Source organism: uncultured Flavobacterium sp., assembly GCF_963974175.1.
Classification (GTDB): Bacteria; Bacteroidota; Bacteroidia; order Flavobacteriales; family Flavobacteriaceae; genus Flavobacterium.
In genome coordinates, this window is the sequence record NZ_CAXBBR010000001.1 from 137387 (window position 1) to 163062 (window position 25676).

The window sequence follows — 25676 nt, forward strand, 5'->3', positions numbered from 1 at the left end:
TAATTTTTACATTTTCAAAAGCTTCTCAGTAACATACTCAGGAGGAACAGTCGGACGCGCCGTTTTCATATTAACAAAAACCAATATTGAGTTGGCAATTGTTAACAACTCCCCTTGCTCATTGTAAATTTCATAATCAAACTCAATCTTAACGGAAGTCTGACTTTTAAAAATAGTTTTTACCCTCAAAAGGTCATCGTATCGGGCTGGTTTTTTATAATTTATATTCAAGGAAACCACCGGAAGCATAATACCGTTATCTTCCATCCATTTGTAAGAAATCCCAAGGTTTCTAAGCCATTCCACGCGTCCCATCTCAAAATACTGAGCATAATTTCCATGATAAACAACCCCCATCTGATCCGTTTCAGCATACCTTACCCTTACATTAAATTCGTGTTCTTTCATACTATAATTTATTTATTTTGCTTTAAAATTTTACCATCTAAATACTACTTACAACAATATTATTACATAATCAACCCCTAAATATTTTTTTTTACAGAAATTTGTTCACATATTTGTTACCCCGAAAAATAGTGCTTTTTTAAGCATTATTTAATAAGACAACGATTACTAAATAAAATAATTTACCTAGAATTTATGAACAAAACTGCTCAATCAGTATGGGAAAACTGTTTGTCTTTTATAAAAGACAACATTCAGGATCAAGCATTCAAAACTTGGTTTGAACCAATTAAATCAGTTGAACTTACCGATAACGCATTATATATTCAAGTACCAAGTAAATTTTTCTACGAATGGTTAGAAGAACACTATGTAAAATTATTAAAAGTAGCCTTAACTAAAGAACTTGGTAAAAACGCGAAGTTACTTTATAAAATTAAGATGGAAAACACATATGGCAACAAACAACCGTTTACGGAACAATTGCCAAGTGCAAACCGCGCACCTATGAAACCTCAAAATATTGATGCTCCTTTTAAAAATCTGGACCCGGAATTAAAAAATCCATTTGTAATCCCTGGAATCAGAAATTTAAAAATTGAATCACAACTGAATGCAAACTATAGTTTTGATAACTTTCTTGAAGGAGACTCAAACAGATTAGCTCGTTCAGCAGGTATGGCTGTTGCCAATAAACCAGGAGGAACTTCATTCAACCCATTATTGATTTTTGGTGGTGTAGGATTAGGTAAAACACACTTAGCACACGCGATAGGTGTAGAAATTAAAGATAAATATCCAGAAAAAACAGTTTTATACATTTCAGCTGAAATTTTCACCCAACAATATATTGATTCGGTAAAGAAAAACAACCGAAATGATTTTATACACTTCTATCAGCTGATTGATGTTTTAATTATTGACGATGTGCAATTCCTTTCCGGGAAATCTGGAACACAGGATGTATTTTTCCACATCTTCAATTACTTACATCAAAATGGAAAACAAGTGATTCTTACTTCTGATAAGGCACCTGTTGACATGCAAGATATCGAGCAACGCTTATTATCTCGTTTCAAATGGGGATTGTCTGCAGAATTGCATCAGCCAGATTACGAGACTAGAATTTCTATCTTGAAAAATATCTTGTATCGTGATGGTGTTGAAATTCCAGAAGAAATCATAGAATACGTTGCCCGGAATATCAAATCGAATGTTAGAGAACTTGAAGGAGCGATAATCTCTCTAATCGCTCAATCTTCTTTCAACAAAAAAGAAGTAACAATTGAATTAGCAAAAAGTGTTGTTGAAAAATTCGTAAAGAATGTAAAACGCGAAATTTCTATAGATTACATTCAGAAAACAGTTTCTGACTATTTCCAATTGGATTTAGAAACTTTACAGTCGAAAACTAGAAAAAGACACGTAGTACAAGCAAGACAATTAGCTATGTTTTTTGCGAAGAAATTTACAAAAGCATCTTTAGCGAATATTGGTTCTCAAATTGGGGATCGCGATCACGCTACTGTATTACACGCTTGTAAAACAGTTGACAATCTTGTGGCTACCGACAAACAATTCAAGAAATTTGTTGAAGATATCCATAAAAAATTAACGCTATAAACGCATCATGTCTGTAAAAATTTTAATGGTGTGTTTGGGAAATATCTGTCGATCACCACTGGCCGAAGGTATTTTAGCCTCAAAACTTCCCAAAAATAAATTCACTGTAGATTCTGCAGGAACAGGATCATGGCATATAGGTCATGCTCCAGACGCACGTTCGATAGAGGCAGCAAAAAAACACAACCTTGACATTTCCAATCAAAGAGGACGCCAATTTAAAGCTGCCGATTTTGACACTTATGATTATATCTATGTAATGGACAATTCTAATTATACGGATGTAATTAATCTTACAGAAAACCCAGCCCACAAAGACAAGGTACAAATCATCTTAAATGAATTGTATCCAAACGAAAACGTAGACGTTCCAGATCCTTATTTCGGAATGACAAACGGATTTGAGATTGTCTATGGTATGCTCGATGAAGTTTGTGATATCATCGCCGACAAATTAATAGCTAAGCACGCTTAAATTAGTATTCTTTGGATTTTTAAACTTGTCGAAAGGTTTGATTATCTATTTAATCCTCTATTTTTGTCAAATAACTTCGATTAAAAAACATAAACGTACCAATAATGAAACCAGCTACTCTTTTAGGAAAACTATATTTAATCCCTACAACAATGGGAGATTGTGACCCGATGGATGTTTTACCGCAGACCGTAAAAAGAACTATAGATTTCATTGATTACTATATTGTTGAGAATGAAAAAACAGCTCGTAAATCAATCAAAGAAGTACATCCCGAAAAAAAACAATCAGAGTTAATTCTTTTTGTTTTGAACAAACGTACCGAAGTGAAAGAGCACCAAGACTTCATCCAACCTTTATTAGAAGGTAAAAATGTTGGTCTAATGAGTGAAGCGGGATGTCCTGGCGTAGCAGATCCTGGCGCTGTAATTGTTAAACTGGCACACGAAAAAGGCATTCAAGTGGTTCCGTTAGTAGGACCTTCTTCTATCCTTTTAGCTATGATGGCCTCAGGAATGAATGGTCAAAGCTTTACATTTCACGGTTATTTACCCATTGACAAAGATGAAAAAAGGGCTAGTTTTAAAACTCTAGAAAGAACCTCTTTCGAAAAAAATCAGTCTCAAATTTTCATTGAAACACCATACCGTAATAATAACTTACTAGAAGATTTATTACAGACTTTACATCCAGAAACCCATTTATGTGTTGCCACAGACATCACATTACCAACCGAATACATAAAAACTAAGAGAATTTCGGCTTGGAAAAAAGAGACAATCGACTTGCATAAACGTCCAACCATTTTTATTATCCATAAAATGTAATTTTTAGACTACAAAAAGAATAATTTTTATATATTAGCATCTCTAAACCTTTAAACTATTTAAAATGAAAGTAACTAGTAGAGATGTTCGTGTATTTGTATTAGGCATGCTAGCTTTTTTAGTATTCGAATCAATCTATAATTGGGAAGATTCAAAACAAGCCTTTTTGTCCGGATACAATTACTCAAAGTGATAATTAACAGTGCCATTTTTATATTACGAAAAGATCAAACTATCTCTTCCAAAAATTATATCCTTTTAACAATTCTTAAAACTATTTAAAATGAAAGTAACAAAAAGAGATGTTCGTGTATTTGTATTAGGCACACTAGCTATTTTTATATTTGAATCAATCTATAACTGGAAAGAAAACAAAAGTGATTTTTTAAAAGGCTGGAATGATGCCTCTAACAATAAGTAGCTAACACCAATAAAAATGAAAGCAGCTAAAAAATTATTCATAGGAGTAGTACTAACTATGGTTGCTCTATTTATTATAGAAAGCATATACAACTGGAAAGAATCTAAAGCGGCCTTTATGAAAGCTTATGACAAGGGAAGAAATCCCGCTTCTACTATCGTGATAAAATAAAGCTCTCCTTAATAAACTAAAAAATTAAAATAATTATTTTAAATACTGATAATCAATATTTTATCATTAATTTTATTAGCCCTTAATCTTTAACTTAATCAATTATGTTAAATTTTAAAAAAATATAATTATGAAAAACAGTATTTTTAAAGGAGGATTATTAGTAGTTATCATGTCTTTGATGGTAGCCTGTAATCAAAAGAAAGAAGTTCCCGCAGTCATGGTTGACAAAGAGGCAATCAAAACTGAAATTCAAGCAATGGAAAATGCTTTTGCAGAAGCCTACAATAATGGAACTACCGATGGAATAAATTATTATGCCGAGGATGCCATTAGCTTTTCAAACGGTAAAATGCCTTTAGAAGGAAAAAAAGCGATTCATGAATCCATGAAAACCGAATTACTTACTTTTCCAAAAGGTGCGAAAATCGCCTTCGAAACTCAAGAAATCCATCCTTCAAATGATGGGAATATGATAGTCGAAATTGGCGGATATAAGGTAACAGACTCAACAGGCACAAAACTCAACAGCGGACATTTTATGAGTCTTTTTGAAAAAAAGGACGGAAAATATATTTGCATCAGAGATATGGGAAATTCAGATATGCCTGTAGCGAAAAAATAAAAACAACAAAGAAAGGCACTCCACACGAAGTGTCTTTCTTTATTTTATCTAACACTTCTGAATCTTAAAGAAACAGCATATTAACTCAAACCATTTGCTTACTTTTAGAGTACAAAAAAGATAAGTATGTCAAAACTTCCAAATATTGGTACGAGTATTTTTACTGTAATGTCCAAAATGGCTGCAGAACATGGAGCCATAAATCTTTCACAAGGATTCCCTAACTTTCCTGTTAATGAACAGTTGACAAGTATTGTTGCTCGATTAGCAAAAGAGAATGTGCATCAATACCTTCCTATGGCAGGCTACCCTCCTCTATTATCTAACATAGCGCTTCTGGTCAAAAGCTCCTACCGAAGAATTATTCTACCAGAAATAGAGATATTGGTAACCGCAGGTGCTACACAAGCCATCTTTACGACTATTCAAGCTTTAGTACAAACTGATGACGAAGTAATTATACTAGATCCAAGCTATGACTGTTATGAAGCTCCTGTTCTACTATGCAATGCAACAGCAGTACGCGTTTCGCTAAACGATGATTATACTCCTAATTGGACTACTATCAAAAAAGCCTGTTCCGCGAATACTAAAATGATTATCATCAATAATCCACATAATCCAACTGGAAAGATTCTGACCCAAACCGATTTTGAACATTTGGAATCCTTACTACAAAAATATCCGAAAATTATTGTACTCTCTGATGAAGTCTATGAATATATCACTTTTGAAGAAAAACATATTTCGGCACACACCCGCATCAATCTCCTAAACCGTTGCGTTATGGTTTCTTCGTTTGGAAAATCATTTCATGTCACAGGTTGGAAAGTAGGATATCTTGTCGCCCCAGAACATTTAATGAAAGAAATTAAAAAAGTACATCAATTTTTAGTTTTTAGTGTCAACAGTATTTGCCAAGTCGCAATAAGCGAATACCTAGATGTGGTTTCGGTTGACGAAATAGGAAGTTTGTATCAAACGAAAAGGGATTACTTCAGAAAACTATTGAAACCAAGTAGATTCGAACTCCTTCCATGTGAAGGTACATATTTTCAGGTAGCTTCCTACGCCGCTATTTCTAATGAAAATGATGTAGATTTTTGTAAACGATTAATCACGGAATATGGTGTGGCTGCGATTCCTATTTCAAGTTTCTATGAAAATGGAAAAGACCTTCATTTAATCCGCTTTTGTTTCGCAAAAGACAATGCTACTCTAGAAGAAGCGGCAAAAAGGTTATGCAAAATCTAAGCCTATGAATTTTTGATTTTAATATGCGTGCATACTATTTAAATTTTTCTATATTTACAATACCAAAAAATAAAACCAATTATGAGTTATACCGATAAAATGTTGCGCGACGATGCGCTAAAAGGAAAAGTAATAGTTGTTACTGGTGGTGGTAGCGGTTTAGGAAAAGCGATGACAAAGTATTTCCTAGAACTGGGCGCACAAGTAGCTATTACGTCAAGAGACATTGACAAGCTAAAAAATACTGCTTCAGAACTAGAGGCAGCAACCGGAGGAACTTGTTTGCCACTACAATGTGACGTACGTCATTACGAAGAAGTAGAAAACATGTTGCAAAGCGTATTGAAAGCTTTTGGAAAAGTGGATGTTTTGCTAAATAATGCAGCAGGAAATTTCATTTCCCCAACAGAAAGATTATCTGCAAACGCTTTTGATACGGTTATAGATATCGTTTTAAAAGGAACTAAAAATTGTACACTCGCTTTTGGTAAACACTGGATTGATACCAAACAAACGTCTTCAACGGTTTTAAACATCGTTACTACTTATGCTTGGACTGGTTCTGCTTATGTTGTACCGAGTGCTACTGCAAAAGCGGGGGTTCTTGCAATGACCCGAAGTCTTGCTGTAGAATGGGCCAAATACGGAATCCGCACGAACGCAATTGCACCTGGACCTTTCCCTACCAAAGGAGCTTGGGACAGATTGATGCCCGGTGATCTTGCAGAAAAATTTGACATGGCAAAAAAAGTGCCGTTACAACGTGTGGGAGACCACCAGGAATTAGCCAATTTAGCCGCTTATATGGTTTCTGATTTCTCTGCTTATGTAAACGGTGAAGTTGTTGTTATCGACGGTGGCGAATGGTTGAAAGGTGCTGGTCAATTTAATATGTTGGAAGCTATTCCTGAGGAACTTTGGGACCAACTGGAAATGATGATAAAAGCAAAGAAGAATAAATAAGTAAGATCTGAATTCTTTTTAAAAAGAGAGAGCCATTTGTTTGGTTCTCTCTTTTTGTTTTTAATACCCCTTCCTTTTTCTCACTAATACTTTAATTTGGTAAATATGGTCTTATTACTACTGATGGTCAAATAGCCCGGATAGTAGTGAAAAGCGTTGCAGCCCAAAAACTATTTTTTTCCTGACCTAAAAAAGCGACTAGAAGAAGCTCTTTTTAGGGCATCGAAAAAACAGCTTGCGGGCAAAACTTGAAACGCATAGCCGGAATAGCTCCTTAATTTAAAGGTCAATATTTTATGCAAAAAACAAAAACCACTCCCGATTTAATTCCTATTTTTGCGCTACCAATATATAACAAAACCATTTTATGCTCATTATAGGGATTGCAGGCGGAACAGGAAGCGGAAAAACTACCGTAGTTCATCAGATTATGAATGAATTACCCGAGGCAGAAGTCGGGATTATTTCACAGGATTCTTATTATAAAGAGAACAAAAACTTATCTTTTGACGAGCGTGCTTTAATTAATTTTGACCATCCTCGCGCGATAGATTTCGAATTGTTAGTTGCCCATTTAAAAGAGCTAAAAGCAGAAAAAACAGTCCAGCAGCCGGTCTATTCTTTTGTAACTCATAACAGAACAGAAGATACCATTACTACTCATCCTAGAAAAGTGATGATTGTGGAGGGGATTTTAATACTGGCGAATCCGGAGCTACGCGATATGTTTGACGTAAAAATTTATGTTCATGCCGATTCTGACGAAAGGCTGATTCGCCGTATGAAACGAGACATTGCCGAACGCGGACGTGATATGGACGAGGTTCTTAGTAGGTATCAAAACACCCTAAAGCCCATGCATCAGCAGTTCATAGAGCCTACTAAAGCATTTGCAGATATTATCATACCTAATGACAAATACAATACGGTTGCAATTGACGTAGTTCGTGCCGTAATAAATCAAAGAATTCTATAATTTTATTGTAATTTTATCACATTACAAGTTTAAGAAACAATCCCGATTATTATCGGGAAGTGATTTCTGTTTCAATCCAAGTCAATACGATTAAATTTTCACTGTACTCGGGGCTAAATAAATAAAACATGACAAATCCGCATAAAGACAAACCTTGGTTTAAATTTTTAAGCAATAAATATGTGTGGGTGCTGTTGTTTTTTTCAACTTGGATGATTTTTCTGGATAACTATTCGTATTTCGACCATAGATTTCTAGACAATCAAGTCAGCGAACTGGAGGACAACAAAGAGTATTACCAGGAAGAAATTAAAAAAGACGAAGAGCAAATCAAGCAACTGAAGAACCCAGAACAAATAGAAAAATACGCTCGCGAAAAGTACTACATGAAAAAAGACAGCGAGGATATTTACATCATAGAATTTGAAGGTGACAGCATAGAAAAAAAATAATAAATCTTGAATTATTAAAAATCAAAATTAAAATGGCTACTAATTTATTCGAAGATTTCGATCCCGTTTCATCCAAACAATGGAAACAAAAAATCCAGTTTGAACTCAAGGGAGCAGATTACAATGAAACCTTGATCTGGAATTCTCCAGAAGACATTAAGGTGAAACCTTTTTATCATCGAGATGAGTATACAAAAGCAGCTGTCGTGAACACGAAAGCATCTGAATTTAAAATTTGTCAAAACATTTTTGTTTTCGACATTGAAAAATCAGTGGAAAGAGCTTTGGATACTTTAAACAGAGGTGCAGACAGTCTTCGTTTTACCATAGAAAATGATACTATCGATGTAGCGAAACTTTTGGAAAAACTTCCTTTAGAAAAGGTTGCTGTTTACTTCAATTTTAAATTTTTCTCAATCGATTTCGTTAAAAAGATCGATGTAATAATACATCAAAAAAAGGCCATTGCGTATTACAACCTAGATCCAATAGGACAGTTAGCACGAGATGGGAATTGGTTTACGACTACCGATAAAAATAATTTTGATTCGCTGAACTTACTTTCTACAGCGATTCCAAATAGCTCTATAATCAGTGTTGATGCTACCTTATATCAAAATGCAGGAGCTAACATGGTACAGCAGCTTGCTTATACCTTAGCGCATGTCAATGAATATTTCAACAGAATTCCAGTTATCAGTCAGCCGATAGTTATAGAGGTTGCTGTGGGTACCAATTATTTCTTTGAAATCGCAAAGCTAAGAGCATTGCGATTGCTTTTTAATTTAGTAGCTAAAGAATACAACCATAATTTAGAATGCCATCTTTTAGTTTCTCCTACAAAACGCAATAAAACGCTTTATGATTACAACGTAAACATGTTGCGTACTACGACCGAATGTATGTCGGCAATCATAGGAGGAGCAGATGCAATTGCTAATCTACCTTACGATTCACTATATCATAAAGACAATGAATTTGGAGATAGAATCGCCAGAAACCAATTGTTAGTTCTAAAAAACGAAAGCTATTTCGACAAGGTAAATAACCCTGCGGACGGAAGTTATTATATCGAAACATTAACTATTCAATTAGCCGAAAAAGCATTGACATTATTCAAAGATATCGAAGCCAACGGTGGTTTTCTAAAACAATTGAATGAAGGTATTATCAAAAGAAAAATTCAGGAAAGTGCTGATAAAGAACAGGAACTATTTGACTCGGGAAAAGAAGTCTTGCTAGGAACAAATAAGTACCCAAACAAAGACGACAAGATGAAACAGGATTTAGAATTGTTTCCTTTTGTAAAAGTGAAGCCAAGAAAAACCTTGATTACTCCAATAATCGAAAAACGATTGGCCGAAAAAGTAGAACAAGAACGTCTGGATTTAGAATAATAGTGTAGAACTGCAATCAGTCAACAATACGTATAAATTAGTGTCACAAATGATAAGAAATGACCTCCAACATATTCAATTAGATAGTCAAAAGTCAAAAGAGGAACCTGAGTTGCAAGAACAAGATGCTTCAACTGCAGACTTTTTTACGGCTGAAGGCATTGAACTCAAACCCACCTATTCAAAAAAAGATATTGAAAACCTCGAGCATCTTGATTTTGGTGCTGGCTTTGCGCCAAATTTAAGAGGGCCTTATACCACAATGTATGTGCGTCGTCCTTGGACAATTCGCCAATATGCAGGATTTTCAACAGCAGAAGAAAGTAATGCTTTCTATAGACGAAATCTTGCCGCAGGACAAAAAGGTTTATCCATCGCGTTCGATTTACCTACGCACCGTGGTTATGATTCAGATCATGAACGCGTTGTGGGTGATGTAGGAAAAGCAGGAGTTGCTATTGACTCTGTCGAGGATATGAAAGTATTGTTTGATCAGATTCCTTTAGATGAAATGTCAGTTTCAATGACTATGAACGGCGCCGTTCTTCCCATTATGGCTTTCTATATTGTTGCTGCCGAAGAGCAAGGGGTAAAACCAGAGCAACTTTCAGGAACAATACAAAATGATATTTTAAAGGAATTTATGGTACGTAATACCTATATCTATCCGCCTACTCCTTCGATGAAAATTATTGCCGATATCTTTGAATATACGAGCAAGAAAATGCCAAAATTCAATTCGATATCAATTTCCGGATATCACATGCAGGAAGCAGGTGCAACCGCCGATATTGAATTAGCATACACATTAGCCGATGGACTAGAATACATCAGAACGGGATTATCAACCGGAATGAAAATCGATGAGTTCGCTCCGCGCCTTTCTTTTTTCTGGGCGATTGGGATGAACCATTTTATGGAAATTGCCAAGATGCGTGCTGGAAGAATGATTTGGGCTAAACTGGTAAAACAGTTTAATCCAAAAGATGATAAATCATTGGCTTTAAGAACCCACTGCCAAACTAGTGGTTGGAGTTTAACAGAACAAGACCCTTTTAATAATGTAGCCCGTACCTGTATTGAAGCATCGGCAGCAGCTTTTGGAGGAACCCAGTCTTTGCATACTAATGCATTAGACGAAGCCATTGCTTTACCGACGGACTTCTCAGCTCGAATTGCAAGAAACACACAGATATTTTTACAAGAAGAAACAAAAATCACTAAAACAGTAGATCCTTGGGCAGGAAGCTTTTATGTAGAAAGTTTAACCAATGATATTGCTGAAAGTGCCTGGAAGCTTATCGAAGAAGTAGAAGAGCTTGGCGGAATGACCAAAGCCATTGAATCGGGAATTCCGAAACTTAGAATTGAAGAAGCGGCGGCAAGAAAACAAGCACGTATCGACAGCGGACAGGATATTATTGTAGGTGTAAATAAATACCGCCTCGAGAAAGAAGATCCTTTGCTAATTTTAGATGTGGACAACCAAATGGTACGCAAACAGCAATTGGAGCAATTGGACCGCATTAAAGCAAGCAGAGACAGTGAAAAAGTACAGAAATCATTGGATAAATTAATCCTTTGTGCGAAAACTGGAGAAGGAAACTTACTGGAATTAGCTGTGGATGCAGCAAGAAACCGAACTACATTAGGTGAAATCAGTGATGCCTTAGAAACGGTTTTTGGACGATATAAAGCACAAATCAAATCATTTAGTGGCGTGTATAGCAAAGAAATAAAAGACGACAAAAGCTTTGAAAAAGCAAAACAACTAGCAGACAAATTTGCAAAACAAGAAGGGCGTCGCCCTAGAATCATGATTGCAAAAATGGGGCAAGACGGTCACGATCGTGGGGCAAAAGTGGTTGCTACGGGATACGCTGACGTTGGTTTTGATGTGGATATTGGCCCTTTATTTCAAACTCCAGCAGAAGCTGCTAAACAGGCGATAGAAAATGATGTTCATATTCTGGGCGTTTCCTCATTAGCAGCAGGACATAAAACTCTAGTACCTCAAGTAATTGAAGAATTAAAAAAATACGGGCGTGAAGATATTATGGTGGTTGTAGGAGGAGTAATTCCTTCGCAAGATTATCAATTTTTATTTGATGCGGGAGCGGTTGCTGTTTTTGGCCCTGGAACAAAAATTAGCGATGCTGCTATAAAGATTTTAGAAATACTTATAGGAGAGTAATCGATAATAAATACATTATAATAAATAGAAAAACACCAACCAAAAGTTGGTGTTTTTCTATTTAAACCCATTCCTTCATCATGAATTACCGATTGAAAAAAGAAATATCATGGAAGAAAATCAATGTTAAACCCTCTAAACCGTAAAAGCAAAAAATCAGTTTAAGCCCTCAATACATAAGGAAAAACGATCAACAGTACTACAAATACAAAGTTAATTATAAAAACTTAACAACCTCATTAACTGATACTTGAGTATATGATTCGTAAATTTATATATAATTACAATTTCATTTAAAAAGCTCCAAAACGCAAAATTATTATTTTTTTTTAATTTAGAATAAATTGACAAACTAAAAAGGGGAAGAAATATATACACCTTAAAACTTATTCTAAATTGAGCCATTACTAATTTAAATTCAACTACTATGAAAGCGTTTAAGTATATTTTAATATTATTTATAGGATTAACAAGCCTGTCATACTCACAAGTAAAAAATAATGGAAACATCAGTATGGAAAATTTACCTGCTGTAGTAATCAAAAGTGCTGGAGATGATTTCTCGGTATATCTGCCCGATAGAAATGCAGATCCTAAAGTTAGAGCCCTAGAAGATAGTTTCATTGCCTACGATCTTGGAAAAAACTATGAAGGATACGAGACCTATCTAGTATACATGGAAGTAAAAGGAGGAACCTTGTCGGCCACTTATAATGAGAAAGGCCAACTAATTCGTGTTGTAGAAAATTACAAGGATGTAGTATTACCAAGCAAACTAATCTACGAAATTTACAAAAAATTCCCTGGATGGGAAATTGTAAATGATAAATATTTATATTCTCAAGAAAAAGGAGATATCTTAAAGAAACAATATAATATAAAAATTAAAAAAGGAAATGAAAGCCGCAAGTTAAAGGTTCATCCTGATGGTGAACTTATAGCTGAAAACTAAAATAATAAACATAACCATTTTAACTGTCCAATAGATATTGGGCAGTTTCTTTTTTACCTACACTCAGATCACTTCAAGTCCGCAAGACTACCACGACACAAGTAAAATGCGCTATTCCTGAATATTAAAAAAAAGAATCTTTTTATACTTTAAGAAGAAGATTTATCCTAATAAAAATATACGATATTATACGCTTTTATTAACACTCAATAAGGAAGTCGTTAACGTGAAATTCGCAACTAAAACACTAACTTTACTATATATTAATAACAAAAATCAATGAAAAAATTATATTTTTAATTAATACCTCTAATAATTAATGATACCATAACAAGTAAAAAACATAAGAAGTCCTTAAATTTTAATTATTTAACCGAAACTAAATATTAATTTAAAACTAATTATCATGAAAACATTTATTATTACTTTGTTATTTTTGAGTTTAACTTTTTCATCTTATTCTCAAGATAAAGTACAGACAGTTACGAAAGAAGGAGTTATGAAGGTAGAAGATTTACCTGCCGTAGTTATTAAAAGCGCAGGAGATGATTTTTCAATTTATCTACCAGATAGAAACGCAGATCCTAAAGTAAGAGCCTTAGAAGATAATTTCATCGCCTATGATTTGGGTAAAAACTTCGAAGGTTACGAAACATACTTAGTATTTATGGAAATAAAAGATGGGTCTTTGTCCGCTACATATGATGAAAATGGAAAATTAATCCGTGTTGTCGAAGAATATAAGGACATAAAGTTACCTGCTCCTGTTATATACTCCGTATACAAAGCATACCCTGGATGGGAAATTGTGAAAGACAAGTATTTATATTCACAAGAAGACGGAGATGTTTTAAAAAAACAGTATAATTTAAAAATTAAAAACGGAAAAGACAGCCGTAAATTAACTGTTCATGCAGATGGTCAAATTCTTGCTGAAAGATAAGCACCATAAAAACAGATTTACTTGTAGCTGCCCAACACAATTTGGGCAGCTTTTTTTTCATACAAAAAACTTAATTCCCAGAACAGTATAAAAATACCCTATCTATGGATGGTTAAATTTTAAAAGCTTGCCTATTCCTTATTCTTCATATCTTCATTAGCGATAAAGTCCTACTAAAAGAACAAACAAAAATTTCGCTTTTATTAACATTAGCTATGGAAATCATTAACACAAAAAGGACTCAAAAAGAACTAACTTTATGGTAAGCAGGATTTATCTTAAATAAAGATCGGCAAGCATATCAAAATGTAAAATACTGATTATTAATATTTTACATTTAATAATTTTAATTTAAAATGTAAAATGCATTATATTAAATACTAATTTAAAACCAAATATTATGAAATCATTTATTTTTACTTTGTTGTTTTTAGGTTTGACAATTTCTTCCTATGCCCAAGATAAAACAATGAAACAAGCAAGAGAAGAAGGCCTTATGAAAGTGGAAGAACTGCCAGCTGTTGTAATTAAAAGAGCTGGAGCTGATTTTTCAGTCTATATTCCCGATAATCATCCTGACAAAGATGTCAGAAGAATGCAAGAGAAGTTTATTGCCTACGATATTGGTACCGACTATCAAGGATCTGAAAATTATTTGTTACTTATGGAAACTAAAGACGGTTCATTGGCAGCAACATATAATGGAAATGGAAAATTAATTCGTGTTGTAGAAAATTATAAAAATGTACGATTGCCTAATGAGGTGATTTATTCCATTTATAGAACCTATCCGGATTGGACCATTGTTAATGACAAATACTTGTATACACAAGAAGACGGCGATATCCTGAAAAAGCAATACAACCTTAAAATCCAAAAAGGAAAACAAACACTGCGAATGACTGTTCGTTCTAACGGGGACATTCTAAAAGTAAGATAAAAACAAATCACAAAAAAAGAGGCAGTCAAAATTTTTGGCTGCCTCTTTTTATTTATCGTCTTGGAAATTAATTCAAACTTGCAACTGCATTTACATTTGCAACTATTAATGAAGTATCATATCCTCCAAATGCTTCCATATAACTTCGTATTGAAGTACCGTAAGCATCCTTAATATATTTTTTTCCATTGTTTTTAAAGTATCTCTTTACAGAACCTGCTCCACCAAGATGTGCAGCTGCTAAAATTCCGGATTCTGTGACCAAAATCCCATTTACCACCTTACCATCGTATCTCTCGATGATATCCTGTAATATCCACTTGTTTTTTGATAAAAGGGCCACAAAGGCTCTTTCTTGCATCTTAGGACTTCTAAGAAATAAAGAAGTATCGTATATTCCTACTGATTTTAAGGTTTCGTTACCAAACTGGTATTTCCCTAAATAACCGAGAGAATTGATTTTTTTGTATTTATTTTCAGATTCTCTATATCCGATTGCTTCTTTGAATCCAATAAATAAATTTCCAGTAAAAGGAATATTCATATTGGTGTAATCGTCCTGCTGTAGCGATGGAAATAAGTACCTTATTCCATCTGTGTTTTTTATTAGAAACCACTGATTTGCTTCAATCTCAAGAGGTTTAAAACCCGAGCTTAAAAAAGCTATAATAACAGTTAAACTTGTATAAAAATACCACTTCTTTACCATAAATTGTTTTTCTTCAAAACGCTGTCCCGTTAAGAAATTTCTGCGTGCAAAGATACAATAAAATTCATAAAGCTGTAAATCAAGCTGTTAAACTTACCTAAAAATACGATATCCGACCTCTAAAACCCTCGCGATGTGAGTATTCAATCGTTGGCGCTGGGATTTTTAAAGTGTTCAAAACAGAGAAAATTGTCTTCAAAAAATGGGATTTTGTTTCAATTTTCGTCAGGTCAACGTCCAAACTCAAATAAAAACGTCTCGTTCGCTCCGTTTTTAGCGTCGGAAAAAGCCCACTATTCTCACTATTTCCAGTAATCATTCCATCTGCTCCATAACCAATAGCTAAATTTAACCATTTGGGTATTTTTGAACCTTTGGAAAAGGAATATAAGTTAGCCGACAGCCAATAGGTTTGCCCATTGTAATCCTTTAGAATTTGTTCTACAAACGAACTCCCTAAAACATTGGGTCTGTACTGAGCATATTGAGTGGTATGAAAAGAAAATTTTGGTGTAATGCGCTGCTCGTTCCATAATAATTCCTGTGAGACGTATAAAGCCGTCCCTGAAGCATTCGCAATTATATCTCCTGAGGAAGCACCCCATTCTGAAGAAAATCCGTCTAAGACCTCAACAGCGGTCAAAAACGCAAACCCTAAACCTGCTCCGTAGATCAATTGCTCTTTTTGGGTCGTTCCGCTCCACTCCAGCATTTCTGCTCCAAATCTTCCCAAATGATAAGAAGAATACATATGGCCTACCTTATCCATCTGCAGCCACTCCCCATTATCATTGATAAAATGAAAATTAGACCTAGGATAATCGGCATACCAAAGTTGGTTTAAACCGATCAAGGCTCCTGAGGCAACTATTGCTTCCGTAAAGATTACCTTATTTCTTCTGCTCGTATTTAAGGCGTCAGAAGGTTTTAAGAAGCCATCAAGCCCATTTTGTCCATAACTAAGATGAAACCACAACATTAAAAAAAGTAAAAAAAAACAATCGCTTTTACTCTTCAAAACTATCTTTTTACCCCTTGGGCGTTAATCCAATCCGAATATTTTTTAGCATTTACATTGTGCTCTGATAACGTAGCGGCAAACTCATGATAACCAAAACGCTCAACACTTGCACAGAAATAGATAAAATCATTCTTCTCAGGATTGATTACGGCTTCTAAAGCAGTTATGTCTGGCATCGCTATCGGCCCTGGAGGAAGTCCGATATTCATATAGGTGTTATAAGGAGACGCCATTGTTAAATCATTATAAAAAACTCTTTTGATGACTTGGTTGAAGTCATTTGATTTCAATTTTAAGGCATAAATTACCGTAGGGTCAGCCTGAAGTGGCATTCCTAGTCTCAATCTATTTAGATAAACTCCCGCAATTCTTGGTCTCTCATCTTTTTTAACGGATTCTTTATGGACTATCGAAGCTAAAATTGTTGCTTCAACTGGCGTTAGCCCTTGCTTCTCTGCTTTTGCAACACGCTCTTTATTCCAGAAATTACGGTATTCCTTGATCATTTTGTCACGGAATTTTTCGGATGTTGTGTTCCAATAGAATTCATACGTGTTAGGAATAAACATAACCAAAACATTCTCTGGCGTGAAACCATTTTCCTTTAGAAAAATAGAATCTTTAAAAGAGGTTAGTAGCGACAAACTATCGGCTTCAATTTGAGAACCTACACGTCCAGCAAAATTTTCTAGGCGCTCTTGATTGTTAAACGCTAATTTTACGGGAACATTAGATCGCATTGCTTTTACTAGAGCATAGCTATTCATTCCTTTTGTGAATAAAAAACGTCCTGATTTCACATTTTCAGGATAGCTCATTTTGTTTGCCACCATTTCGAAGCGATCCATATTAGTTACGTAAGGTGCTACTATTTTTTTAACTCCTTCGTAATTAGAATCTGTAGGAACATGGATGAATACTTCCTTTTCGGTAAACTTTGTGTTGTCTGCAAAAATTTGTCTTACTAGAATAAATCCATAAATAATTAATCCTGAGACTACAACTATAGATACAATTGATATGATTTTTTTTAAATTCAAAGCTAAAATTTTAAAATTGTTGATTAATTAATTGGAAAAATGCCTCATCTTTATAACTTCCGCTCACTAGATTCCAATCTTTTTTTACACCGATACATTCGAAGCCAAATTTAGTAAAAAGAGCTTTACTTGCTTCATTTTCGGTGCCAATATTTGCATACAATTGATGTAAATTAAGGTTATGAAACGCATATTGGATTAGCAATCCTAGTGCTTCCGAACCAATGTTCTGCTTTCGGTTCTCAAGTCCCTGTATTACAATCCCTACTCCTGCCCTGTTGTTTTTTGGATCAAAATCAAATAAATCAATTAAGCCCACTGCAGGAAAGTCCTCATCTTGACAAATCGCTAACCGCAATTGCTTAGCTTCATAAATGTCCTGATGCGCATTCTCGAGATACTGCTTCACTAAAAACCGACTGTATGGGGTATTCGTATTACTTACTTCCCACATCATCTGTTCGTTTTCTATGGCATAAATGAATTCCAAATCATTTGGTTCAAGCGCTCGAATGTATATGTTATCTCCTTTTAGGGTTATCATTATTGAAGTTGGAGGTTAGAGATTAAAAATTAGAGGTTAGTTTAAACCTCGATTGTTCCCTCAAAGACAAACTCAGCGGGGCCTTTCAGGAATACATTAATATATTTATCGTCTTTTTTATCAAAAGAAACAACGAGCTTTCCGCCCTCCACATTTAAATCTATAGACGTAGCATCAGTTTTTCCAGTTGCATTCATCGCTATCGCAACAGCAGTCGCACCAGTTCCGCAAGCCAATGTTTCATCTTCAACACCTCGTTCATAGGTTCGTAGTGAAAAAGTATTGGCATCTATTTTCTTTACAAAATTGATATTACTTCCTTGTTTACCGTATAATTCACCATATCGAATGGCAGCACCTTTTTCTTTTACATTATAATTTTCTAAATCATCTACTACCTGAACGTGATGTGGAGACCCCGTATCTAGAAAGGTATAATCTGATTCTTTTTTAATATTTAAAACATCGATCATTTGTAGTGACACGATACCATCTTTATTCACTGATGCATGATGCAATCCATCTACAGCATTAAACGTAGTCCTGTCTCCAATCACTTTTAGTTTTTTTGCGAAAGCCACCAAACATCTTCCTCCGTTACCGCACATGGTACTTTGGCTTCCATCTGAATTATAATACACCATTTTAAAATCAGATTCAGGATCGTTTTCTAATAAAATAAGACCATCGCCTCCTATACCAAAACGTCTGTCGCATAAATGGGCTACGAGCTTGGTATCTTCTTTTGGAAAAGTTCCTAAGCGATTATCAATCATCACAAAATCGTTTCCCGTTCCTTGGTATTTATAAAATTCTATTTGCATTTTCTTTTAATTGTGTTGCACAAAAGTACGAACTATTAATGAAATGTTAATCACTGTTAAAGAGCGTTAAACTGTTTTTTGAAGACCTTATTTAACGCTATTTTTACATTACAAATAACGTAAAACTAACTCTATTATGAATCGATTTTCGCAGCTATTTTTGGCATCTCTGTTAAGTGGCGCCGTAACATTAGGGGCTTACAAATTATTATTTGACACTAATGGCTATTTTTCTTCAAATAAAAACCCAATAACTACCCTGTCAACTGATTCCTATGCTAAAAAAGTGGGGTTATCTGCAGATGTAATTGACTTTACCGAAGCAGCCGAAAAAACAATCCACACGGTCGTTCACGTAAAAAATGTATCCTATAAAACCGTTTCTAACCCCTTGTTGGAATATTACTACGGATACAAAGGAGGACAGACACAAGAACAGGTAGGAACTGGTTCCGGCGTGATTATCTCTGCCGATGGCTATATCGTGACCAATAATCACGTAATTAAAGACGCCTCAGAAATTGAAATCACCCTAAACAACAAAAAATCATACAAAGCAAAACTCATCGGTACCGATTCGAAAATGGATATTGCCTTGCTAAAAATTGATGCAGATGAAACACTGCCGTATACTACGTTTGGAAATTCTGATTCTGTAAAGGTTGGAGAATGGGTTCTGGCGGTCGGGAATCCGTATAATTTAACTTCAACGGTAACCGCCGGTATCGTTTCGGCTAAAGCCAGAGATCTTGGAACCAGCGGAATTCAATCTTTCATTCAAACAGATGCTGCGGTAAATCCAGGAAATAGTGGAGGTGCTTTAGTAAACACCCGTGGTGACTTAATAGGAATCAACACTATGATTTCGTCCATGACTGGTTCTTATGTAGGTTATTCTTTTGCCGTTCCATCTAATATTGCCCGAAAAATTATCGAAGATCTTATGGAGTTTGGTAACGTTCAAAGAGCAATACTAGGGGTCGAAGGCGGAGAATTAAATGCCACCGCTTCAAGAGAACTTGGAATTAACCAAACCGAAGGGTTTTATATTGGTGCGGTGACAAAAAACTCAGGCGCTGAAAGATCTGGACTTCAAAAAGGAGATATTATCGTAAAACTGGATAATCAGAAGATTGCCACTTTTGCAGATCTTTCGGGATATATTAATACTAAAAGGCCCAATGATAAAATACAGGTTACTTATACCAGAAATGGAAAAAATAGCGTCGTTCCTGTAATGCTGAGTAAAAATGAATTCTTCAGTACCGAATTTAAAGGAATCGAATTGGAAAACATTAATGCCGCTGATAAAAAGAAATTCAATATCAATTATGGTGTAAAAATTAAATCCATCTCTAATGAAAATTTAGTTCAGTACAGCACTGAATTAAAAGGCAGTATTATTCTTAGTATTGATAATGTAAAAGCGAAAGATATCGAAACGGTTTCTAAACTTTTAAATACAAAAGAAGAAAATCAAAGCATGCGACTCGAAATGATCAATAAAAACGGGGAAATATTCAGAGTCATAATCTAATAACTCCCCCTTTCTACGTAAAGAAAGCCAGGCTGTAAAAACGCACTGGCTTTTTTTATTAAAAAAAAACACTAAAATAGTTTACGAAATCGATTGAAATGGGTATTTTTGCGCCAAATTTAATAAAATAACTACTAAATTTTTTTTCAAATTTTCAATATGAGCAAGACACCTTTGTATCAAAAAGAAGTTTCATTTCAGGTCGACAGACGACGTGCGGGAGTAGAATTAATTAAAATTGTAAGCGATTTATGGTATGACAAATCAATAGAAATGGTTTTGTTTAAAAATCAATTGCTAGACAAAAACGTAAGCGACATTATCAATTTGCATCAGTATGCCGGGGAATTCGTAGGCAAACCGATTACCATCTTTGATTCGGTAGAAATTGCCAAAGTCGTTTTATCGTTGGATTTACCACCATCAAAATTAGATATTGGTAAACTGACGTACGAGTACATGTTAGAAGACGAAAAATATCCAGATGCAAGACACTTTGTATTGGACAAATTAAAAGAAGCCAAATCATCTGAAGAAATTCAACCAAAAGATGTGGTTTTATATGGTTTTGGTAGAATTGGACGTTTATTAGCCAGAGAGCTAATGTCTAAAACTGGAAAAGGAAATCAATTAAGATTGAGAGCCATTGTAACCAGAGATAAAAATGACGCTTCGACACTTGAAAAAAGAGCTTCATTATTACGTTATGACTCCATTCATGGTGATTTTCAAGGTTCGGTAACCGCTGACGTTAAAAATAATGCGTTAATCATCAACGGTACTACGGTTCATATTATTACGGCAAATTCTCCTGAAGAAATTGATTATACTGCTTACGGCATTGACCAAGCTTTGGTAATCGATAATACCGGTGCTTTTACAACTAAAGAAGCGTTAAGCAGACATTTAGTTTCAAAAGGAGCGCATAAAGTATTATTGACTGCTCCAGGTAAAGGAGTACCAAATATCGTTCACGGAGTAAACCAAAACGAATACAATCCAGACGATTTAGATATTTTCTCTGCCGCTTCTTGTACAACAAATGCCATCACTCCAATACTAAAAGCAGTTGAAGATACTTTAGGTGTAGTAAAAGGACACTTAGAGACGATACACTCGTATACAAATGATCAAAATTTGGTCGACAACATGCATAAAAAATACCGTCGTGGTAGAGCTGCAGCCTTGAATATGGTAATTACTGAAACGGGAGCAGGTACTGCTGTCGCTAAAGCGTTACCATCATTAGAAGGTAAATTGACCTCTAACGCTATTCGTGTTCCTGTTCCTAACGGATCATTGGTTGTTTTGAATCTTGAAGTATCAAAAGAGACTTCAATTGAAGAAATCAATGCCATTATGAAAAAATATGCATTGGAAGGCGAATTGGTAGAGCAAATTAAATATTCAACAAATAACGAATTGGTTTCTTCAGATATCGTTGGTACATCTGCACCTTCAATTTATGATAGTAATGCCACAATCGTTTCTAATGACGGTAAAAATATCGTGTTATACATTTGGTATGATAATGAATATGGCTACAGTCACCAAGTAATAAGATTAGCAAAATATATCGCTAAAGTAAGACGTTTTACGTACTACTAGCATACCGTTTACAGGTTTGGGAACGCCGTTTCAATTTTTAGTTTTAAGTTTTTAGTTCAAGTTTTAGATTAAGATTTACAGCAGCCCAACCTGGATTAAATAGAAAATCCCTCCCGTTAGTATAACGAGAGGGATTTTTTTAGCGCAATAACTGAATGAAAAAAAATTACAACTTATAAGTTTTAAAAAACTTCTTCGCTGAATCAAATAAGAATCACAGCATCCCAACTTACACTAAATAGAAAATCCGTCCCGTTAGTAAAACGGGACGGATTTTTTTATCTCTAGAAAACTATTGTTAATTTTTTATTCTCAAATATCTAAAGTCTAGAAAAACAAAAAACTACTCCTTAGCCTTTGTCAAATAATAAACTGGAATACCAATTAGCATAATCACAACACCCCAACCGCTCGTACTTGTTTTAGTGTACAGTAAGGCGATACAGATTGCACTGGCGACAATAATGTAAAGCGCCGGTAAAAACGGATATCCAAAAGCTCTATACGGTCTTTCAGCATCTGGCATTTTTCTGCGAAGAATAAATATCCCTAAAATTGTAAGTATATAAAAGATCAAAACTATGATAACCACAAAGTCAAGTAAATCACCATACTTGCCTGTCAAACATAAAGCCGAAGCCCAAAAACACTGTGCCCAAATAGACCATGCAGGAACACTAGCTTTATTAAGCTGAGCCGCTTTCTTGAAGAAAAGACCGTCTTGCGCCATTGTATAATAAACCCTAGCACCAGCCATAATTAGTCCGTTGTTACAGGCAAAAGTCGAAATCATAATCATCACTGCAATGATTAACGTACCTATAGCTCCAAAAATATACTGCGAAGCCACGACTCCAATACGGTCTGACGGGGCAGTAGCAATTTCTTGCAATGGCACTACAGCGAGAAACATCAAATTCGCCAAAACATAAATAACACACACTATTGAAGTTCCTAAAAACAAACTCAATCCCACATTGCGTTTTGGATTTTTAATCTCCCCGGCAATAAAAGTAACTCCTTCCCAGGCAACGCTCGAAAACATTGAACCCACCAAAGCTGCTGAAATTGCAGAAATTAAGGTCACTCCGCTTATCGGCATCCATGAACCGCTTGCTACGTCAAGTGACGACGAAGCCCAAGCATTTGTCCAGTTAGCATCCCAAACCTCAGCCTTAGCAGCAAAAAATCCAAAAAGAATTAGACCAGCCAACGATAAAATCTTAATCACCGTTAAAACAGTTTGAAGGATCTTAGAGTTTTTCACTCCACGGCTATTGATATAACTAAGTAAAACAATCGTAAAGATGGAAACAATCTGGGCGGCATTCAATTTGAAATCGCCTATTTCATATAAGATATTTGAATCACTAAAAGCTGGAAACAGATAGGCTGTAAACTTAGCGAAGGCAACTCCCACGGCAGCGATGGTACCGGTTTGTATCACAGCAAAGAAACTCCAGCCGTAGAGAAAACCAACAAGTTTTCCGTAGGCTTCCTTAATATATACATACTGTCCGCCCGCTTTTGGAAACATAGAACTCAACTCCCCGTAACTCACGGCCGCAACCACAGTAATTACTCCGGTGAGCACCCACATCGCGATCAGCCATCCTGCCGAGCCCAATTGGCGCACCATATCTGAACTAACTATAAATATTCCCGATCCAATCATGGAACCCACCACCAGCATGGTTCCGTCTAGTAATCCGAGTTCTCTCTTAAAATCGTCTTGGTTATCTTCTTGCATATTATGGTTTTTGGTTTTTTTGGTTGGCTAAAGGTATACTTTTTTTGTAAACCTCAATATTTTATACCTATAAGAACAGTCAAACCCCAAATCAAAAATGGCTGCGCTACCACTTAAATCATTTGGGCGTGCCCATGCCTCCACTCCGTTGCGCCAAGGTCGGGCTATTCGTTACAATCTCCCTGAAAAACGGGAGGATTTTCACTGCTATCCCTCACGCAAAGGGAACAGTACAAAAAATAGTATTCATTGACAAAATAAGATGATACAGTTTAAACTAACGATTACGGAATTGCATTGCATCCACCTACTAAATAGCAACCGGAGATTCTTCCTTTGTCGGAATGACAAAATTGAGTAAAAAAAGCCGCATTAATGAAAAATGCAGCTTCTTTTATGGTGTAGACAGTAAACAATATTGTTTATTTCGTTTTCATTGGCGGCAAATCAAAGGCCTTAGATTCATGATCAAAATTGCTACGGTGCGAACCATCACAAAAAGGTTTATTAGACGACAATCCACAACGACAAAGACCCAAAGCCGTTCTTCCTTCTAGTCCATATACTTTACCGTCGCAGTCCATTATTTCGAAATCACCTTCGATCTTAATAGATCCGTTGCTATTGATTATTAGTTTTGTTTTGCTCATAGTGCTCTTTATTTTTTTGAGTTCAAAGATTGCAAAATATATGCTCACCATTTCACATTGCCTTACTTTTTTTTGACTTCCGAACCCTAATTTATCTTAATTCTATTTTATACCATTGCTATGATACTAGGAAACAAACCCTTTTGGTCTACACAGTCAAAAAAACACAAGCCATCCTAACGGCAGTTTATTTATTTTTTCGTACTTTTAATATACTTTTTAAATAAAAATTCTCGCTTGAAAAACCCCCACTTCAACAAGAGACAAAAGTCATTTACGATTAAAAAATTCGGCATAGAAATATTGATTCGCTATTTAAAATAACTTCTTCATTTTTAGCGATATATTTTTAAATTACGCTGAATCATCAAAGGAATAGTTAACTAATAAATTGATAGTATGGAAAATTTAAAACGTAAACCGAAAAATGATTTTAACTGGGAAGCTCAGTGGCAACAATTGTATATATTGACAGAACACTTGTACTCTGACTTACAATTTTACAAAGATGACTTGAAATTTTTATACCATCTTGTTGACAAATATTTCATGGGACTCACACATAATGCAAACTTGGATGAAATGCGAGAACTTGCCAAAGAGTTGTCTGACGAAAGTAAATGTTGCGATGAATTACAAGATAAAACTGCCCTTCATTTGAAACACCTAGCTGAACTTATTGATGCTCCCTATAAATATGATTCGCATCAAATAAGAAAGGAACACGAAAAATTAGACAATGAGATCGCCTCATTTGTAAATAAATTCAGAAAAAACAAAAAAGAAATATTTGCCATTACAGAAAAGGTGATGAAAAAAGAAATTCAAAAAAGGCTGACGGCATAGGTTACTACTCCTCAATTCTTAACATGTGTATATTCAAGAGTAACCACTTATAAACAAAATTATGGAAACTTCGCACATATATCCGGGCATGCCAACATTAAGCGCTTACATAACAGTTAAAAACTGTAGCGATGCAATTGCTTTTTATAAAAAAGCGTTCAATGCAATAGAGAAGTCGCGCTTGTTAATGCCGAACGGAAAAATAGGTCACGCAGAAATTGAAATTGAAGGTTCATTACTAATGATGGCCGACGAAAATTTAGACTGGGGAAATAAAAGTCCAGAAACCATTGGTGGCAACCCCATGACTTTTTCGTTATATGTAATAGATGCCGACAATGCCTTTCAAAAAGCGACAGACGCAGGAGCCATTTCAGTAATGCCAGTTGAAGACATGTTTTATGGAGACCGCGTGGGCCATGTGATGGACCCTTATGGGTACAAATGGATGATTGCAACCCATAAAGAAGATGTCTCCCCTGAAGAAATGCAAAAACGTTTTAACAAAATGTTTACCAAGTAACAA

At 35.1% G+C, this 25676-nt stretch carries 27 protein-coding genes; 19 read left to right on the forward strand and 8 right to left on the reverse strand.

What is annotated here, in order from left to right:
* Positions 1 to 6: 6 nt before the first annotated feature.
* Positions 7 to 408 carry a thioesterase family protein gene (locus AAC069_RS00575; protein ID WP_339918609.1) on the reverse strand — a complete coding sequence of 134 codons (402 nt, stop codon included), beginning with the start codon at positions 406 to 408 and terminating at the stop codon, positions 7 to 9.
* A gap of 195 nt (positions 409 to 603) precedes the next feature.
* Here AAC069_RS00575 and dnaA point away from each other — a divergent pair, with 195 nt between their 5' ends.
* The 15 genes from dnaA (at position 604) to AAC069_RS00650 (ending at position 14621) form a co-directional block, all read left to right on the forward strand.
* Positions 604 to 2031 (forward strand): chromosomal replication initiator protein DnaA, encoded by a 1428-nt coding sequence (gene dnaA, locus AAC069_RS00580; protein ID WP_091084370.1) that lies wholly within the window; start codon positions 604 to 606, stop codon positions 2029 to 2031.
* 7 nt (positions 2032 to 2038) lie between these two features.
* The gene (locus AAC069_RS00585) at positions 2039 to 2506 is read left to right on the forward strand and encodes a low molecular weight protein-tyrosine-phosphatase (protein WP_339918610.1); all 468 of its coding nucleotides are present in this window, start codon (positions 2039 to 2041) and stop codon (positions 2504 to 2506) included.
* A 104-nt stretch (positions 2507 to 2610) separates the two neighbouring features.
* Entirely contained in the window at positions 2611 to 3333 is a 723-nt protein-coding gene (locus AAC069_RS00590; RefSeq protein ID WP_091084365.1) for an SAM-dependent methyltransferase, read from the forward strand.
* Positions 3334 to 3616: 283 nt separating this feature from the next.
* Positions 3617 to 3754, forward strand: coding sequence for a hypothetical protein (locus tag AAC069_RS00595; RefSeq protein WP_339918611.1), 138 nt, complete (start codon positions 3617 to 3619; stop codon positions 3752 to 3754).
* Between the two features lie 15 nt (positions 3755 to 3769).
* Positions 3770 to 3925 (forward strand): hypothetical protein, encoded by a 156-nt coding sequence (locus AAC069_RS00600; RefSeq protein WP_339918612.1) that lies wholly within the window; start codon positions 3770 to 3772, stop codon positions 3923 to 3925.
* 130 nt (positions 3926 to 4055) lie between these two features.
* Entirely contained in the window at positions 4056 to 4550 is a 495-nt protein-coding gene (locus AAC069_RS00605) for a nuclear transport factor 2 family protein (protein ID WP_339918613.1), read from the forward strand.
* 126 nt (positions 4551 to 4676) lie between these two features.
* Positions 4677 to 5804 carry a methionine aminotransferase gene (locus AAC069_RS00610; RefSeq protein WP_339918614.1) on the forward strand — a complete coding sequence of 376 codons (1128 nt, stop codon included), beginning with the start codon at positions 4677 to 4679 and terminating at the stop codon, positions 5802 to 5804.
* A gap of 81 nt (positions 5805 to 5885) precedes the next feature.
* On the forward strand, positions 5886 to 6767 hold the full coding sequence (locus AAC069_RS00615) for an SDR family oxidoreductase (RefSeq protein ID WP_339918615.1): 882 nt from the start codon (positions 5886 to 5888) through the stop codon (positions 6765 to 6767).
* A gap of 367 nt (positions 6768 to 7134) precedes the next feature.
* Positions 7135 to 7743, forward strand: coding sequence for a uridine kinase (udk, locus tag AAC069_RS00620; protein WP_091084353.1), 609 nt, complete (start codon positions 7135 to 7137; stop codon positions 7741 to 7743).
* 128 nt (positions 7744 to 7871) lie between these two features.
* Positions 7872 to 8195 (forward strand): septum formation initiator family protein, encoded by a 324-nt coding sequence (locus AAC069_RS00625; RefSeq protein ID WP_091084349.1) that lies wholly within the window; start codon positions 7872 to 7874, stop codon positions 8193 to 8195.
* 32 nt (positions 8196 to 8227) lie between these two features.
* The gene (locus AAC069_RS00630; RefSeq protein ID WP_339918616.1) at positions 8228 to 9592 is read left to right on the forward strand and encodes a methylmalonyl-CoA mutase subunit beta; all 1365 of its coding nucleotides are present in this window, start codon (positions 8228 to 8230) and stop codon (positions 9590 to 9592) included.
* Positions 9593 to 9641: 49 nt separating this feature from the next.
* On the forward strand, positions 9642 to 11786 hold the full coding sequence (gene scpA / locus AAC069_RS00635) for a methylmalonyl-CoA mutase (protein ID WP_339918617.1): 2145 nt from the start codon (positions 9642 to 9644) through the stop codon (positions 11784 to 11786).
* Positions 11787 to 12213: 427 nt separating this feature from the next.
* On the forward strand, positions 12214 to 12738 hold the full coding sequence (locus AAC069_RS00640) for a hypothetical protein (RefSeq protein WP_339918618.1): 525 nt from the start codon (positions 12214 to 12216) through the stop codon (positions 12736 to 12738).
* Positions 12739 to 13144: 406 nt separating this feature from the next.
* Positions 13145 to 13681 carry a hypothetical protein gene (locus AAC069_RS00645; RefSeq protein ID WP_339918619.1) on the forward strand — a complete coding sequence of 179 codons (537 nt, stop codon included), beginning with the start codon at positions 13145 to 13147 and terminating at the stop codon, positions 13679 to 13681.
* Between the two features lie 400 nt (positions 13682 to 14081).
* A complete protein-coding gene (locus tag AAC069_RS00650; protein WP_339918620.1) occupies positions 14082 to 14621 on the forward strand; it encodes a hypothetical protein in 540 nt (179 codons plus the stop codon).
* A 67-nt stretch (positions 14622 to 14688) separates the two neighbouring features.
* Here AAC069_RS00650 and AAC069_RS00655 read toward each other — a convergent pair whose 3' ends face one another.
* From AAC069_RS00655 to dapF, 5 genes are all read right to left on the reverse strand, one after another.
* Positions 14689 to 15330, reverse strand: coding sequence for a peptidoglycan-binding protein LysM (locus AAC069_RS00655; RefSeq protein ID WP_091084329.1), 642 nt, complete (start codon positions 15328 to 15330; stop codon positions 14689 to 14691).
* 97 nt (positions 15331 to 15427) lie between these two features.
* Positions 15428 to 16309: a DUF2279 domain-containing protein gene (locus tag AAC069_RS00660; protein ID WP_339918621.1), complete on the reverse strand. Its 882-nt coding sequence runs from the start codon at positions 16307 to 16309 to the stop codon at positions 15428 to 15430.
* 41 nt (positions 16310 to 16350) lie between these two features.
* Complete coding sequence (gene mltG / locus AAC069_RS00665) at positions 16351 to 17391, reverse strand: endolytic transglycosylase MltG (RefSeq protein WP_339918622.1); 1041 nt, start codon at positions 17389 to 17391, stop codon at positions 16351 to 16353.
* Between the two features lie 10 nt (positions 17392 to 17401).
* Complete coding sequence (locus tag AAC069_RS00670; protein ID WP_339918623.1) at positions 17402 to 17935, reverse strand: GNAT family protein; 534 nt, start codon at positions 17933 to 17935, stop codon at positions 17402 to 17404.
* 41 nt (positions 17936 to 17976) lie between these two features.
* On the reverse strand, positions 17977 to 18759 hold the full coding sequence (gene dapF, locus AAC069_RS00675) for a diaminopimelate epimerase (RefSeq protein ID WP_339918624.1): 783 nt from the start codon (positions 18757 to 18759) through the stop codon (positions 17977 to 17979).
* Positions 18760 to 18895: 136 nt separating this feature from the next.
* On the opposite strand from dapF, the gene AAC069_RS00680 reads away from it, so the two are divergent.
* Entirely contained in the window at positions 18896 to 20296 is a 1401-nt protein-coding gene (locus AAC069_RS00680) for a trypsin-like peptidase domain-containing protein (RefSeq protein ID WP_339918625.1), read from the forward strand.
* Positions 20297 to 20455: 159 nt separating this feature from the next.
* Complete coding sequence (locus AAC069_RS00685) at positions 20456 to 21904, forward strand: glyceraldehyde-3-phosphate dehydrogenase (protein ID WP_091084313.1); 1449 nt, start codon at positions 20456 to 20458, stop codon at positions 21902 to 21904.
* A 343-nt stretch (positions 21905 to 22247) separates the two neighbouring features.
* Here the strand turns inward: AAC069_RS00685 and AAC069_RS00690 are convergent, their stop codons facing one another.
* Positions 22248 to 23654, reverse strand: a complete 1407-nt coding sequence (locus tag AAC069_RS00690) for an amino acid permease (RefSeq protein ID WP_339918626.1) — start codon at positions 23652 to 23654, stop codon at positions 22248 to 22250.
* Positions 23655 to 24076: 422 nt separating this feature from the next.
* The gene (locus AAC069_RS00695) at positions 24077 to 24304 is read right to left on the reverse strand and encodes a CDGSH iron-sulfur domain-containing protein (protein WP_339918627.1); all 228 of its coding nucleotides are present in this window, start codon (positions 24302 to 24304) and stop codon (positions 24077 to 24079) included.
* A 399-nt stretch (positions 24305 to 24703) separates the two neighbouring features.
* Between AAC069_RS00695 and AAC069_RS00700 the strand changes: the two genes are divergently transcribed.
* Both AAC069_RS00700 and AAC069_RS00705 read left to right on the forward strand, forming a co-directional pair.
* Entirely contained in the window at positions 24704 to 25150 is a 447-nt protein-coding gene (locus AAC069_RS00700; protein ID WP_339918628.1) for a hypothetical protein, read from the forward strand.
* Positions 25151 to 25211: 61 nt separating this feature from the next.
* Positions 25212 to 25673: a VOC family protein gene (locus AAC069_RS00705; RefSeq protein WP_339918629.1), complete on the forward strand. Its 462-nt coding sequence runs from the start codon at positions 25212 to 25214 to the stop codon at positions 25671 to 25673.
* The last annotated feature ends 3 nt before the right edge of the window (positions 25674 to 25676 follow it).